At 63.3% G+C, this 14,348-nt stretch carries 13 protein-coding genes and 2 pseudogenes; 6 read left to right on the plus strand and 9 right to left on the minus strand.

From position 1 onward, the window contains the following. Window positions 1–362: pseudogene (locus tag OBACDRAFT_RS02390) on the minus strand (efflux transporter outer membrane subunit); the annotation flags it as partial. Window positions 363–519: 157 nt separating this feature from the next. Here OBACDRAFT_RS02390 and OBACDRAFT_RS02395 point away from each other — a divergent pair. Together OBACDRAFT_RS02395 and OBACDRAFT_RS30460 are read left to right on the plus strand one after the other, a co-directional pair. Further along, the gene (locus OBACDRAFT_RS02395; RefSeq protein ID WP_043582540.1) at window positions 520–1,242 is read left to right on the plus strand and encodes a response regulator; all 723 of its coding nucleotides are present in this window, start codon (window positions 520–522) and stop codon (window positions 1,240–1,242) included. Between the two features lie 72 nt (window positions 1,243–1,314). After that, window positions 1,315–2,730: an ATP-binding protein gene (locus OBACDRAFT_RS30460; protein ID WP_043582517.1), complete on the plus strand. Its 1,416-nt coding sequence runs from the start codon at window positions 1,315–1,317 to the stop codon at window positions 2,728–2,730. Window positions 2,731–2,754: 24 nt separating this feature from the next. On the opposite strand, the gene OBACDRAFT_RS02405 is transcribed toward OBACDRAFT_RS30460, so the two are convergent. Beyond that, window positions 2,755–3,849 carry an Mrp/NBP35 family ATP-binding protein gene (locus tag OBACDRAFT_RS02405; protein WP_043582518.1) on the minus strand — a complete coding sequence of 365 codons (1,095 nt, stop codon included), beginning with the start codon at window positions 3,847–3,849 and terminating at the stop codon, window positions 2,755–2,757. 276 nt (window positions 3,850–4,125) lie between these two features. On the opposite strand from OBACDRAFT_RS02405, the gene OBACDRAFT_RS02410 reads away from it, so the two are divergent. Beyond that, entirely contained in the window at window positions 4,126–5,358 is a 1,233-nt protein-coding gene (locus OBACDRAFT_RS02410) for a PD40 domain-containing protein (protein ID WP_052360896.1), read from the plus strand. A gap of 89 nt (window positions 5,359–5,447) precedes the next feature. Further along, window positions 5,448–5,612: a hypothetical protein gene (locus OBACDRAFT_RS27815; protein WP_157836885.1), complete on the plus strand. Its 165-nt coding sequence runs from the start codon at window positions 5,448–5,450 to the stop codon at window positions 5,610–5,612. Between the two features lie 9 nt (window positions 5,613–5,621). On the opposite strand, the gene gpmI is transcribed toward OBACDRAFT_RS27815, so the two are convergent. The 7 genes and pseudogenes from gpmI to purT form a co-directional block, all read right to left on the minus strand. Then, a complete protein-coding gene (gpmI, locus tag OBACDRAFT_RS02415; RefSeq protein ID WP_043582519.1) occupies window positions 5,622–7,232 on the minus strand; it encodes a 2,3-bisphosphoglycerate-independent phosphoglycerate mutase in 1,611 nt (536 codons plus the stop codon). A gap of 48 nt (window positions 7,233–7,280) precedes the next feature. Beyond that, window positions 7,281–7,913, minus strand: a complete 633-nt coding sequence (locus tag OBACDRAFT_RS24845; protein ID WP_269799045.1) for a TatD family hydrolase — start codon at window positions 7,911–7,913, stop codon at window positions 7,281–7,283. Window positions 7,914–7,932: 19 nt separating this feature from the next. Next, window positions 7,933–8,115 (minus strand): annotated as a pseudogene (locus OBACDRAFT_RS30465) (TatD family hydrolase); the annotation flags it as partial. After that, entirely contained in the window at window positions 8,112–9,008 is an 897-nt protein-coding gene (locus OBACDRAFT_RS02425) for an efflux RND transporter periplasmic adaptor subunit (RefSeq protein WP_043582520.1), read from the minus strand. The pseudogene OBACDRAFT_RS30465 and the gene OBACDRAFT_RS02425, both read right to left, overlap by 4 nt. A 30-nt stretch (window positions 9,009–9,038) precedes the next feature. Further along, window positions 9,039–9,239: a DUF1656 domain-containing protein gene (locus OBACDRAFT_RS02430; protein WP_043582543.1), complete on the minus strand. Its 201-nt coding sequence runs from the start codon at window positions 9,237–9,239 to the stop codon at window positions 9,039–9,041. Between the two features lie 23 nt (window positions 9,240–9,262). Next, the gene (locus OBACDRAFT_RS02435) at window positions 9,263–11,380 is read right to left on the minus strand and encodes an FUSC family protein (protein ID WP_052360898.1); all 2,118 of its coding nucleotides are present in this window, start codon (window positions 11,378–11,380) and stop codon (window positions 9,263–9,265) included. 238 nt (window positions 11,381–11,618) lie between these two features. After that, the gene (gene purT / locus OBACDRAFT_RS02440; RefSeq protein ID WP_043582521.1) at window positions 11,619–12,809 is read right to left on the minus strand and encodes a formate-dependent phosphoribosylglycinamide formyltransferase; all 1,191 of its coding nucleotides are present in this window, start codon (window positions 12,807–12,809) and stop codon (window positions 11,619–11,621) included. 217 nt (window positions 12,810–13,026) lie between these two features. Between purT and OBACDRAFT_RS02445 the strand changes: the two genes are divergently transcribed. Further along, window positions 13,027–14,214 (plus strand): Gfo/Idh/MocA family protein, encoded by a 1,188-nt coding sequence (locus OBACDRAFT_RS02445; protein ID WP_043582522.1) that lies wholly within the window; start codon window positions 13,027–13,029, stop codon window positions 14,212–14,214. Then, the gene (locus tag OBACDRAFT_RS30470; protein WP_269799046.1) at window positions 14,190–14,315 is read left to right on the plus strand and encodes a hypothetical protein; all 126 of its coding nucleotides are present in this window, start codon (window positions 14,190–14,192) and stop codon (window positions 14,313–14,315) included. Before OBACDRAFT_RS02445 ends, OBACDRAFT_RS30470 begins: the two co-directional genes overlap by 25 nt. The last annotated feature ends 33 nt before the right edge of the window (window positions 14,316–14,348 follow it).

Raw genomic sequence — 14,348 nt, forward strand, 5'->3', positions numbered from 1 at the left:
CGGGCGCGTTCGGCCTCGGCGTTGACGGCGAGTTGCGGATAGAGAACGGCGCGTTCGAGTCCGGCGATGGCGCGGGCCTGGTCGCGGCGGGCGATGGCGGCGTGGAGGGTGGGGCTGGCGGCGGTGGCTTGGGCGGCGAGTCGGTTGAGGGTGGGGTCGTGGTAGAGGGTCCACCAGTCGCCTTTGGGGAGGTGGTCGCGGGGGGCGGCGGTTTTCCACGGGCCGGTTTCGGCGTAGGCGGCGGGGGTGGGTGGGGTGGGTTTTTGGTAATCGGGTCCGACGGCGCACGCGGAGAGGATGAGGGCGAGGAAGAGGAGGAGGGTTGAGGTGTGGAGCGTGGCGATGGCGTGGCGGCGGAACATGTGGCAGATGTGAATGGTAGCACGGGCAGGTGACAAATGTGTGACGGTTGGATTGTTTTTTGTGGCGAGGTGTTGCGTCGCGGGGGGATGACATACTTTGCCACAATTTTATCCGCGCGACTTTCGCAGGTTGCGTGCATGTTGCATGAAACCGTCCATGGAATCTTCGCCCCACATCGCCGTCGTTGATGATCACCGCGACATTCGTGAATTGGTGGGGCGTTATCTGGAACAGCATGGCTACCGGGTGTCGGCGGCGGAGAGCGCGGCGGCGTTTCGGCGTCTGCTGGAGCGGAGCGCGCCGGATTTGCTGGTGCTCGACATCATGATGCCGGGCGAGGATGGGCTGGCGTTGTGCCGGGACATCCGGGCGTCGTCGCCGCATTTGCCGGTGATTTTCCTGACGGCGATGGCGGAGGATACGGACCGGATCGTGGGGCTGGAGATGGGGGGCGATGATTATTTGGTGAAGCCGTTTAATCCGCGGGAGTTGCTGGCCCGGATCAGGGCGGTGCTGCGGCGGACGCAGGCGCTGCCGGCGCAGCGGGCGGCGTTGCAGGCGGAGCGGGTGAGGTTTGGGGATTGGGTGCTGGATGTGAACCGGCGCGAGGTGACGGGGGGGGACGGGGTGGCGGTGCCGTTGAGCACGGCGGAGTTTCGGTTGTTGTGCGTGCTGCTGGAGCGTCCGGGCATGGTTTTGAGCCGGGATCAGTTGCTGGACCTTACGGCGGGGCGGGCTGCGAGTGTGTGGGACCGGAGTATCGACAGCCAGATCAGCCGGCTGCGGCGCAAGGTGGAGCGGGATCCGAAGTCGCCGGAGTTGATCCGCACGCATTGGGGGGATGGATACTGTTTTACCGGAAAGGTGGTGGTGGAATGAGCGCGGGCGCGAAGTTGGTGTCGAGAGAGGGGGGGGGGGAGGGAGCGTCGTTGCTGTCGTCGTCCGTTCTGGATGCGCAGCCTGACGGGGCAGTGGATGGCATTGATGCTGGCGGCGCTGGTGTTGTCGCAGGTGGTTTTTCTTTGGATCAACCGGCGCGAGCGGGCGCACACGGTGCGGGCGGTGCAGCGGGATGAGTTTTTGCTGAGGACGGCGTCGGCGGCGCGGTTGCTGGACACGACACCGGTGGCGTTGCATCGGGAGATTTTGCGGGCGGCGAACACGACGGTGGGCCGGTATTGGATTTCGGATACGGGGCCGGGGAGCGCGGCGGAGTGGCAGCGGGCGGCGGGCGATCAACTGGTGGCGGCGTGGGAGGGAACGGGACGGGTGGCGGACCGGGGCGCGGTGGAGGTGGACGCGGCGTTGAGGTGGGAGGAACTGGGGCCGGGCGACTGGCCGGGGGAACGGCGGGCGCGTATGTTGAGACTGGATACGTGGAACGGGTTCGGCCTGGCGCTGGAGGTGCGGGACGGGCTTTGGTTGAACTCGGTGTATGCGAAGCCGTGGGCGAAGGCGGATTCGCCGCCGCTTTACCATGTGTGGTTCATCGTGACGGCGGTGCTGCTGTCGCTGGTGTCGGTGCTGGCGGCGCGGCGGGTGGGGCGTCCGTTGCGGCGGTTGACGGAGTCGGCGGAGCGTCTGGGACGGGGCGAGGAGGTGGCGTTGCTGCCGGAGGAGGGGGCGGAGGATATCCGGCGGACGGCGGCGGCGTTCAACCGGATGCAGTTGCGGATTCGGAGGTTTGTGGAGGATCGCACGCAGATGATGGCGGCGATCAGTCACGATTTGCGGACGCCGATCACGTCGTTGCGGTTGCGGGCGGAGTTTGTGGAGGATGCGGAGACGCGCGAGAGGTTGATCGCCACGCTCGACGAGATGAAGGCGATGACGGAGGCGACGCTGGCGTTTGCGCGCGAGGAGGCGGCGATGGAGCCGACGCGGACAATCGATCTGGATGCGTTGCTGGAGAGTTTGTGCGACGATCTGGCGGCGCTGGGCTGGGATGTGTCGTTTTCCGACGGGGGGCGGGCGCCGTGGCGGTGCCGTCCGGATGCGCTGCGGAGGGCGTTGCGCAATGTCATTGAAAATGCGATACGCTATGGCGACCGAGCGCGGGTGCGGCTGGTGACGCCGGCGGCGGCGGGCGGCGGGGAGGCGGGGGAGTGGCTGGAGATCGTGGTGGAGGACGATGGGCCGGGCATCGCGGAGGCGGACCGGGAGCGGGTGTTCGCGCCGTTTGTGCGGCTGGAGGTTTCGCGGAATCGTTCGACGGGCGGCGTGGGGCTGGGGCTGGCGATTGCGCGGACCATCGTGCGTTCGCATGGCGGGGATATTTTGCTGGCGAATCGTTCGAAGGGTGCGGCGCAAGCCGGGGGCGGAGCCGCGGCGGGTCTGCGGGTGACGATCCGGTTGCCGCGGGATTGAGGGAGCGTGCCTTGGGAATGTATTTTATCCGGCGGGGGGCACCGCGCCGGGTTTTTGGGCGAGGCGGGCGAGGAGGGTGTCGGCGATTTCGGTGAAGGTGAGTCCGGCGAGTGAGTCCGGCGCGGTGATGGCGACAGGCTCGCCCGCGTCGCCTCCGGCACGGATTTCGGGGATGAGGGGGACTTCGCCGAGGAGAGGGGCGCCAAGGGCGTCAGCGGTGGTGGCGCCGCCGCCTTGTCCAAAGAGGTAATGGCGCTGGCCGGCGGGATCGACAAAGTAACTCATATTTTCCACGACGCCGAGGAGCGGCACGTTGACTTTCTGGAACATGAGGCCGCCTTTGCGCGCGATGTGCGTGGCGGCGGTCTGGGGCGTGGTGACGAGCACGGCGCCGTCGAGGGGGAGGGTTTGCACGAGGGAGAGTTGCGCGTCGCCCGTGCCGGGGGGGAGGTCAACGAGGAGGAGGTCGAGTTCGCCCCATTTCACGTTTTGCACGAATTGCTGGACGGTCTTCATAATCATGGGGCCGCGCCAGACGACGGGGGTGTTGTCGTCCACGAGGAAGCCCATGCTCATGACTTTCACGCCGTGCTTTTCCATCGGGATGATGAGGTCGCCTTCGATGAAGGGGCGGCCTTCGAGGCCGATCATGAGGGGGACGCTGGGGCCGTAGATGTCGCAGTCCATGAGGCCGACGCGCGCGGGGCGTCCACGGGCGGCGAGGAGGCGCGCGGCGGCGCAGGCGAGGTTGACGGCAAAGGTGCTTTTGCCGACGCCGCCTTTGCCGGAGGCGATGGCGACGGCGTGCCGGATGGTGGAGGCTCCGCCTTGCGCAGCAGTGGCACCGGCACCGTGGACGGGGGGGGGGGGGGGGCGGGTGGGAGTGACGGCGACGTCGATGATGACGTCGCGCACTTCGGGGAGGGCACGCAGGCATTTTTCGACTTCGGCCTTGAGGTGGAGCGGCACTTTGGGATCGGAGGTGGTGAGGGCGAGCGAGACCTTGGCCGTGCCATCAACGAGGGCGGCGCCCCGGACGAGGCCGAAGGACACGATGTCGCGGCTGAAGCCGGGATATTTTACCTGTTTGAGATGTTCCTTGAGTGCGTCGGGTGTCATGTCGAATTGCGGATTACAAATTAAGGGAGGTTCTAAAAGTTGAAGAAAACAGCGAAGACGCAAAGCCGCAAAGATCAGAGTAAAGCGTTTTGAATTTTATCTCTCATTTGTAGTTGGTTAATTGATAAACAATCTGGAATTTTTCTTCCTTTGCGCCTTGGCGACTTTGCTGTTCAAAAACGTATTTTTAGGAGTTTCCTTACGAATTACAAATTGATGTGGCGCAAGCGGTGGTTTGGATCATTCGTAATTGGTCATTTGTAATTCGTCATTTCCATGAACCCTTTCTGTTTCCACAGTCGCAGTCGTAATCTGTTTTCCTTAATCACCGTGTTCGCCGTGAGTCTGGCGGGCGTGGTTTTCACGGCGGGCGCGAGGGCGCAGCAGCGTGATTTGGGGGACATCACGGTGACGGGAGATGGCAAGACGATCCCGGTGCGGGTGTCGGCCACGAGCGCGGACTTGGATAATCTGGCGAAGGTGGCGTTTGATTCGCACGGACGTTACCGGCGCGTGGCCTCGGGTGGTTTCGATGTCCGGTTTACCGCCGTGGGCGGGAATCAGGTGCAGGTGTCGGTGACGCGCGGGGCAGAGGCGACGCCAGTGGTTTCGCAGGTGGTGGCGGGCACAAGTGCGCGGAGCGCATTGCTCGCGGCGGCGGACGTGGCGGTGAAAGCCACGAGCGGTCTCAATGGCTATTTTAACACGCGGCTGGCGTTTATCAGCGAGCGTTCGGGCAAGCCGGAGGTTTACACGAGCGATTTGTTTGCGGGGGAAATTCGCCAGATCACGCACGATAATGCGCTGGCGGTGTCGCCGCGCTGGTCGCCGGATGGGCAGGGCATCATCTACACGAGTTACTTCCGGCGCGGTTTTCCCGACATCTTCAAAATGGACCTGAACACGCTCCAGCGCAGCACGCTGGTGAGCTTCAAGGGCACCAACACGGGTGCGCGTTACAGTCCGAACGGCGCGCAAATCGCCATGGTGCTTTCGGGTGAGGGCAACCCGGAGCTTTACATCAGTGATTCGCAGGGACGGGGGGTGCGGCGGTTGACGCGCACGGCGTCGGTCGAGGCCTCGCCGTGTTTCTCGCCGGACGGGTCTCAACTGGTGTTTACGTCCGACGCCGCGGGCGGGCCGCAGCTTTATGTGATGTCCACGGCGGGCGGCGGCGCATCGCGTCTGCCGACCAATCTGAGTCGTTACTGCGCGGAGCCGGACTGGAGCCGGGCCAATCCCAACAAGATCGCCTTCACGGTGCGCATCGGGAGCGGGTTTCAGATCGCTGTCTATGACATGAGCACGCGTTCGGCTGCCGTGGTGTCGAAGGCTCCGAATGACGCCGTGGAGCCGTCGTGGCTGGCCGACGGGCGGCATCTGATCTATACGCAGAGGTCGGCCAACAAGCGTTCGCTCCATATTCTGGATACAGAAACGGGGCGCTCGATGCTGGTCTCCGCGGGGCAGCTTGGGCAGTGCTCGCAGGCCAGCGTGTGGCCGAATTGAGCGGGTGTTTGCGAGAAGGAGCGGCGGTTTTCCTGCTAATCCGCCGTCGGATGCGGGCGAGACGCCCGCATCACGCGTAGGGGCTTCGCTTGCGAAGCCCGCGTATGCAGGACGTGGCATCGAATGGCGTGCGCGGGCGTCGCAAGCGACGCCCCTACAGCGGGCGAGACGCCCGCGCCACTTCAAACGAGGCGCGTTGCGACTCGCCGGCTCCGGCGGTTGAAAGCCGCCGCTCCGTCAAGGACGCCGCATAACATCAGCCGTTAACGGAGGATCAAGCTCTCGCCGGTCATTTCGGCGGGCTTGGGCAGGCCCATGAGATCGAGGATCGTGGGGGCAATGTCGGCCAGGCGACCGCCTTCGCGCATCTTGGTGACACCGGCCTTCAAACCCTCGCCCACGGTGAACACTTCAACGAGGTTGAGCGTGTGCGCGGTGTGGGGACCGTTGACCGTCTCGTCCCACATCTGCTCGCAGTTGCCGTGGTCGGCGCAGACAACGGCCTTGCCGCCCATCTGCTTGATCGCGGCAAGCAATTCGCCGACGCCGGCGTCGGTCGCTTCGCAGGCCTTGATCGCGGCGGGCAGCGAACCGGTGTGGCCCACCATGTCGGGGTTGGCGTAGTTGACGGCGATGAAGCCGTATTTTCCGGAAAGGATCGCCTCCTTGGAGAGACGCGTCACCTCGGCGGCGGACATTTCCGGCTGCATGTCGTAGGTGGGCACCTTCGGACTGGCGGGACAGGCGCGGTCTTCGCCGGGGAAGGGTTCGCCGCGGTAGTTGTTAAAGAAGAAGGTCACGTGCGGGTTCTTCTCCGTCTCGGCGCAGCGGAATTGCGCGATGCCGGCGTCGGACACGACCTGGCCGAGGATGTTTTTGAGCTTCTCGGGCTTGGGCGAAATGACGTTCACCGGCAGGCCCGCTTCGTATTCGGTCATCGTGGCGTAGTAGAGATCGAGTTTTTTGCCGCGATCGAAGCCTTTGAAATCATCAATGACGAAGGCTTTGGTGATCTCGCGCGGGCGGTCGCCGCGGTAGTTGTAAAACAATACAGAGTCGCCGTCGGCAAAGGTGGCGAGGGGTTTTGGCGTCGCGCCGGTGGCGTCGGCATTGACGATCCAGGTGGGGGCAACGAATTCGTCACCCTTCTGCGTGTCGCTCGTGGGATGGTCGTAGTAGCTCTGGATGGCGGTGGCGGCGTCGGGCGCGGTGGCCTCGGCGCGTTTGCCGGTGAGCATGTCGTAGGCTTTGGATACGCGCTCCCAGCGGTTGTCGCGGTCCATGACCCAGAAGCGTCCGCACACGCTGGCGATCCTGCCGATGCCGAGTTCGCGGCACTTGGCGTCAACCTGTCGCACGTAACCGATGCCGCTGCTGGGCGGGGTGTCGCGCCCGTCGGTGAAGGCGTGGATGAAGACGCGGTCGGCGGGCACGCCGTCGGCCTTGGCCTGGGCGAGAAGGCCGTAGAGATGTTCGAGCATGCCGTGTACCCCAGCGTCGGATACGATGCCCATGAGATGGAGCTTGGCAGAGGGGTTTTGTTTGACGCGTGCGATGGCGGCGAGCCACACGGGGTTGGCGGCGAGTTTTTTCTCGGAGAACAGTTTGTTGAGGCGGACGAGTTCCTGGTCAACGATGCGGCCTGCGCCGATGTTTTCGTGGCCGACTTCGCTGTTGCCCATGATGCCGTCGGGCAGGCCGACGTCGAGTCCGGAGGCTTTGACGAGCGCATACGGATAGGTGGCGTGGAGCATGTCGTCGGCGGGCTTTTTTGCCAGGTTGACGGCGTTGGTTTTGGCCTGCTCCGGGTGGGGATTGCGGCCCCAGCCGTCGCGGATGACGAGAAGAACGGGTTTGCGTGTGGTGGCGGACATAATAGGACAACACTGTCTGGCGTTTGGCGTGTGGAGTGAAGTTTTGTTTTAATTAAAAAAGAACCTCTGCGCGTTGGCCGTGGTGGTCGCGGCGAACTCGGTATACGGCACGCCAAACACTTCCGCCGCGGCGAATTCGGCGGTGTGGCGCAAGTAGGCGGGTTCGTTGGGTTTGCCGCGGTGGGGCATGGGCGTGAGGTAAGGCGCATCGGTCTCGATCATGAGTCGCGCCAGCCCCTGCACACGCGCGGCTTCGCGAACGGACTCGGCATTTTTGTAGGTGAGCACTCCGGTGAAAGAGCCGTAGCCGCCGCGTCGCAACAGCTCGCTCATCTCCGCCGGTCCTTCGGTGAAACAGTGAAACACGACGCGCTCCCACGGGATGCCGGCGTCGTCGATCATGGCAACGCATTCGGCAAACGCGCCGCGCGAGTGAACGATGAGCGGACACGCGAGGCGGCGCGCGATGGCGAGTTGCGCGGTGAAGGCTTCGCGTTGCCAGGCAAAGATGCGCGCAGCGGCGGCGGGGTCGTTTTTGGGAAGGTGAAAGCGGTCGAGCCCGCATTCGCCGAGCGCAACGGGGCGGCGGGGGGGGGGGGGGGCGAAGTGGCGCGGGCGTCCCGCCCGCTCCGATCCAATACGCCTCGATTTGCGCGACTTCGTCGGCCCAATTTTCCGCAACGGAACAAGGATGCAGGCCCACGCTGTAGTGGACGAAGCCGGGATGCTGGCGGGCGATGTCGCGGTAGAGGCTCCAGTCGTCGGAGGCGGTGCCGATGGTAATCATGGAGGCGAGTCCGGCGTTGCGCGCGCGGGCAAGCGCATCGGGCAGCGTGCCGTGGCGGTGGAAGGTTTCGAGATGCGTGTGCGTGTCGATAATCATAAACTCCCCTTTCCCTGTTCGTTTCCCTCAACCACCACGGTTGCAGTCATACCTGCGTGGATACGCATGCCGTCGGGCATCCGGTCGATGCTCACCCGCACCGGGATTCGCTGGGCGAGGCGCACCCAGGAAAATGTCGGGTTGACGTTGGCCACAAGGTCGGTTCCCGGCGAGTTCTCGCGGTCGGCCACCGCCGGGGCGATGCTCTCCACGCGGCCGCGCAACTCCTGCGGGTGTCCCATCAGACGGATGCTCACCGGAGCGCCTTCGCGGATGTGCCGGATTTTGGTCTCCTCGAAGTATCCGGCAACGTAATACGAGTCGCTGTTTACCACCGCCAGCATCGACTTGCCCGCCGATGCATAGTCGCCGAGGTCGATTTGCAGATTGGCCACATGCCCGTTGACCGGCGAGCGCACCTGAGTGCGCTCCAGATTGAGCCGGGCCAGATCGAGGGCGACCAGCGCCTCCTTGAGCGCAGCCGCGGCGGAGGTGTCCCCGCTTTCGGCCTGCTCCAGCGCTTCCTGCGTTATCACCGACACGGAGACAAGCTGGCGGCGGCGCTCCAGTTCGCGGTGGCGCTGCTCCATGTCGGCGCGTCGCATCGCCACGGCTGCCTCGGCCTGACTGACCGCGAGTTGATAGCGCGCGGAGTCGATCACAAACAGCGTGTCGCCCTTGCGCACCTGCTGGTTGTCGCGCACGCGCAACTCCGTGATTACGCCCGACACATCGGGGGCCACGGCAACGATCATCGCCCGCACCCGACCATCGCGCGTCCACGGACTCTCCATGTAGTGACGCCAGAAGCGCCAGCCCAGAAACACTGCCAGCGCCACCACCAGCAGGGTGACGGAAACGCGCGCGCTCATCGTAAGGATTTTTTTCAACATGGTTTGAGTTGGGTTGGAAACAAAGGTTTGTCAGAACGTCAGCAAAACAAGGCCCGCCAGCAGCAGCACATAGAGGGCGGTGTTGAACAGCGGCGGATGCCACGCCAGCCGGTAAAAGCGCAGCCACTCCAGCCCCCTGCGCAGCGGCAGCCATAGCAGCGCCGCCGCCAGCATGTATCCTAATATCGGTGACAGATAAACTCCATGCACGCTGATCTCTTTTATTATCATGATATGACTCATCTTTTGCCGGTTCACTCTTCGGCTGCTTTCGCGGTGGTTTGGGGCAGGCGGAAAAACTGCGGATGCTCCTTCAGCGTCGCCTGCAGTCCGCACAATGCCGCCAGCGTGCGCAACGCCTCCGGATGAGAATCCCGCCCCGCGTCCAGCACCGCGCCCAATGCCTTGTCGATCAACGGCAGCGGTGTGATCTCCAGCGGATTTTCCGGATGACGCGACAGGTTGCGAAAATGAGCGGCGGTTGCCTTGAGCGCCCGGCGCACGTGCGCCCCCACGTCCTTCGGCATGGATGCGCGCAGCCGCTGCAACGCTACGCAATTCAGTCCGATGCGCAGCGTCGCCAGCGCCCCCTGCAACGTTTCCCGGTCATCGGCGCGTGCTATGTCCAGTCGTGAACGCAAGCCCCCGATCCGGTCGAGCATCCTGCTCTCGAAACGCACGCGTGACTCCTCTTCCAGCGCAACCAACGCCACATCGCGCATCATGCCCGTCAGCAATCGTCGCACCGCCCACGCCGCCCCCGTGGGGCGCAGGAGGGCGAGCGCCAGCACGCCTGCCCCCAGACCCGTCAGCAACGCAAGGGTAGAGTTGAAGAACACATCGAAATGTGGGGCCAAATTATTCGCCATGCCCAGCAGCGCGAAAACGTGCAGGCACAGCGGGGTCGCATACCGTGCAAACCGTGGCTTCATCATAAAAACTCCGCCCGGAATAAAAAACACCGCGAGCGACGCCACCAGCAGGGGGAACCCGTCGATATTGGGAAAAATCACAAACAGATAAACCGTCGCAACCACGGCGGAGAGCACCGTCATTTTCAGAAAAATCCCGCCCGCCCGCACCGGATTATCCTGCACCGCCATGATGCACGACACCACCCCGCACAAACTCACCGCAGATGCCCCCTGATCCCACCCCGTCACAATCCAAAACGCACTCGTCGCCAGTATGCCCGTCACCGCAACGAATGCCGAAACCGCCGCGAGGATATGATCCCGGTAAGGTTCCGGCGTCTCGTCGTCCTCTTCAATGACAGTAGCGGCCATTTTGCTCTCCGTCCGCCCCGCTTCCAATGCCGCAACCAGCCCGGGCACCTCCGCCCAACCCACCAGCAAATCGCGCACGCGCAGCAACAAATTATACTCCGCCACGCGTCCATGGTCCTGGCGCATGTCCTCAAACCCTGGCGCCGCCGCCCTCAAATCGTCCACCAGACCTGCATTCGCCTCCTCCTGCCCTTCCGTCATCGCGCCAATGTGTGCCGCCGCCCTCTGGAGCAGAGGCATCAGGGCTTCCAGGGACTCCGGACGCTCCCGGCGGAGCAGCGACATCCGATCATGCACCGAGATCAGCAGCGCCGACAAGGACAGCAACCGGCGCTGTATTCGACGCACCACGACGTCCGCCCGCCGAATCTCAGTCGTGTCGCGCGCCGCATGCACACGCACTGACTCCAGAGAAAGATTGTCCGCGATCAGATTTCTCAAATCGGCCAGCCCGCGCGCATCATCAAACCTCCCCTGCAATGTATCCATTATCCAAACACGTGTATCCCTCGTGCATGTCCTCACCCGGTCAAGCAACACCTGCCCCGTGCGGCGGGGCAGCACCAGCCTGCTCATCAACGTCGCGCAGATGATGGCCAGTGTTATTTCCAGACACCGCCCCACCGCCGCATCAAACGCCGTCGATGGGGCCAGCACTGCCTGAAAACCGACCAGCGCCGCCGTGTAACCCGCCAGCATTGCCCCATAGGCCGCGGGCGCGTCGCGCAACCAAACCGAGGCATACAGGCATGCGCCGATCCACACGGCCATCGACACCACAAAAATCTCACGGGCATCGTAAAACAATGCCACCAACACCACCGACATCGACGCCCCCACGATGGTCCCCGTCACGCGGGCCAGCGACTTGGACAGCACCATGCCGGAAAACGGTTGTGACACGATGTACACTGTCATCAAGGCCCAGCCCGGCTGCGGCAGGTCGAGCCGGAACGCGATCCAGAGCGCGAGCATGGCCGCCGTGAATGTTTTGAGGGAAAACACCACCGCGCTTTGCTCCAGCCGCCAGGCTGCGACGCCCGGCATTGCCAGCATACGGTTTACGATGGTTGCAACGGCCTGCATGGAAAAAAGAGTCCGATATTCAAACGCCAGTCATTGGCCGCTCACAAGTCTGCAAAAAGTGTCAAAAGGATTTTATTTGTGATTATTTTCTATTTTAGTTATTGGCGTGTTTGATGTTATGTAAGTTGAAAGATCGTTTTAGATCTGGCACAAAACCAGGCCGTAATCCGCCATGCCGCCCATGGAGTGCGGCGATTGATCGCCCACTCCACATGAAATTGCTCCAAGGTCTTACGTTTTATCCCACCGTGATCTTTACCGCCGCGGCCACGGCGCGCGCACGGTCACGAGCTTCCTCGGGCGTGTCGCCGCTCGCCACGGCGACGCCCAGACGGCGGTGGTGGTGGCACTCCGGTTTGCCGAAAATGCGTATTTGACTTTCCGGTACAGCCAGCGCCTCCGCCACGCCGGACACGGTCGGCACGCCGTTGCCGTAGCCAAGAAGCGCCACGCTGTGCGCCGGACGCAGCAACTTGATCGGCGGCACCGGCAGGCCGAGGATCGCGCGGGCGTGCAGCGCAAATTCCGTCAGCGCCTGACTTCCGATTGTCACCAGTCCCGTGTCGTGCGGACGCGGGCTCACTTCGCTGAAAATCACCTCGTCGCCGCACACGAAGCACTCCACGCCGAAAATTCCGTGGCCGCCGAGATTGCCGACCACCGTTTTGGCGATGCGTTGAGCCTCCGCCCACGCCGCGTCCGACATCGGGCACGGCTGCCAGCTCTCGCGGTAGTCGCCGTCGATCTGCACATGGCCGACGGGCAGGCAGCATTGGATGCCGTTGACCGCCGACACCGTGAGCACGGTGATTTCGTAGTCGAATTTTACAAAACCCTCCACGATGCAACGCCCCGCGCCAGCGCGCGCGCCTTCCTGCGCATATTTCCACGCCGTCGGCATGTCCGCCGCCGTCTTGACGACGCTCTGGCCGTGTCCGCTCGACGACATCAGCGGTTTCAACACGCAGGGGAAACCGAGTTCCCTGCCCGCTGCCAGCGCTTCGGTTTCGGTGCCGACAAAACGGTAGGGCGAAGTTGGCAATTTCAGTTCCTCGGCAACGAGTCGCCGGATGCCTTCGCGGTTCATCGTCAGGCGTGCGGCACGTGCGGTCGGGATGACGCGTTGCCCGGCGGCTTCGAGTTCGACGAGCACGTCGGTGGCAATGGCTTCGATTTCGGGAACGATGAGGTCGGGTTTTTCCTCCGCCACCACGCGGCGCAGCGCGGCTCCGTCGGTCATGGAAAACACATGGTGGCGGTGCGCGACTTGCATGGCGGGCGCGCCGGCGTAGCGGTCGCACGCGATTACTTCGCAGCCGAGGCGTTGGAGTTCGATAACGACTTCTTTGCCCAGTTCGCCCGAACCGAGCAGCAGGACGCGCGTGGCGCGTGGTGAGGACGGAGGAGCGAAGGTGCCGGGAGTAAACATGTCCGCCGAGAAAGCAGGATTTGTGCGCGCAGGCAACGCCGCAGGCTGTGGGCTGAAAATGGCCAATCGCGCGCGATTACCGATCACCGGTTGCCATATCCGGCAACGCCCGCAACCGAAGCCCGTAACTGAGGATCGACAGGTTTGGGCGTGTTTGGTTCTTTTCGGGAGATTCTTTGCCAGCTTCCCAAAGCAAAACCCTGACCTGCACAATTCCATGAAACTCCCACGCAAACTACGTTATGGCATGATCGGTGGCGGACGCGGCGCATTTATCGGCGCGGTCCATCGCATGGCGGCGGCGCTCGATGGCCACATCGAACTCGTTGCCGGTTGCTTTTCCGCCGACCCAACAAAATCCCGCGAATCGGGCGCGGATCTGCATCTCGATCCAACGCGCGTTTACGCGGATTTCACGGAGATGGCGCGGCAGGAAGCGGCGCGACCAGCAGGCGAGCGACTGGATTTTGTCAGCATCGTCACGCGCAACAACACGCACTTCGCCATCGCCTCAGCCTTCTTGAAGGCGGGGTTCAACGTCATTTGCGAAAAGCCCGTCACCTTCAATCTCGCCGAGGCGCGCAAACTCCGCGAACTCGTTCGCCGCTCCGGAAAAATTTTTGCTCTCACGCATAATTACACCGGTTATCCGATGGTAAAAGAAGCCCGCGCCAAGGTGCTTGCGGGCGACCTCGGACGCATCCTCAAAATCGTGGTCGAGTATCCGCAAGGTTACGCCATCGGGAATGTTGATGTGCCTCAGACCGACGCGAAAAAGGCGAAAATCTCAGGCTGGCGCGCCAATCCCGCCGTGGCAGGCGCATCCAATTGTATCGGAGATATCGGTACGCACGCGGCCAACCTCGCGCACTACATCACGGGACTCGACATCGACGCGGTGTGCGCCGACCTCACCGCATTCGCGTCTGGCGGCACGCTCGACGACGACGGCAATTGCCTGCTGCGCTTCAAAGGCGGGGCGCGAGGGATTTTGTACGCGTCGCAGATTTCCAACGGAGACGAAAATAACCTCAACATTCGCGTTTACGGAACCAAGGCCTCGCTCGAATGGCATCAAGAAGACCCCAACGAACTCGTCGTCAAAACGACGGATCGCCCCGTGCAAATCTTGCGTCGCGGCAACAGTTACCTGAGCGCCGCAGCGCAGGCCGCCACGCGTCTGCCGTTTGGACACCCGGAGGCGTTCATCGAGGCTTTTGCCAACGTGTATCGCTCCGCAGCCGCAGCCATCGCCGACGAAGTTTTTGCACACAAACGCAAAACATCTGCCGCCAGCTACGATTTCCCGACGATTGACGATGGTGTGCGCGGCATGGCGTTCATCGAGACTGCCGTCAAAAGTTCCCGCGCCAGCGCCAAGTGGACGAAATTCCCCAAAGTGTAATTCCCGTCCTCCGTCTCCCCCCCCCCCCCCTCCCCGCCGTCCGCCGTCCGCCGTCCCACTACTCACTACCCGCTACTCGCTACTCCCGCCTGCCTGCCTGATTTTTCTCCTCTTCATTTTCTGCGCAATCGTCC

The organism is Geminisphaera colitermitum TAV2, assembly GCF_000171235.2.
GTDB classification, from domain to species: Bacteria; Verrucomicrobiota; Verrucomicrobiia; order Opitutales; family Opitutaceae; genus Geminisphaera; species Geminisphaera colitermitum.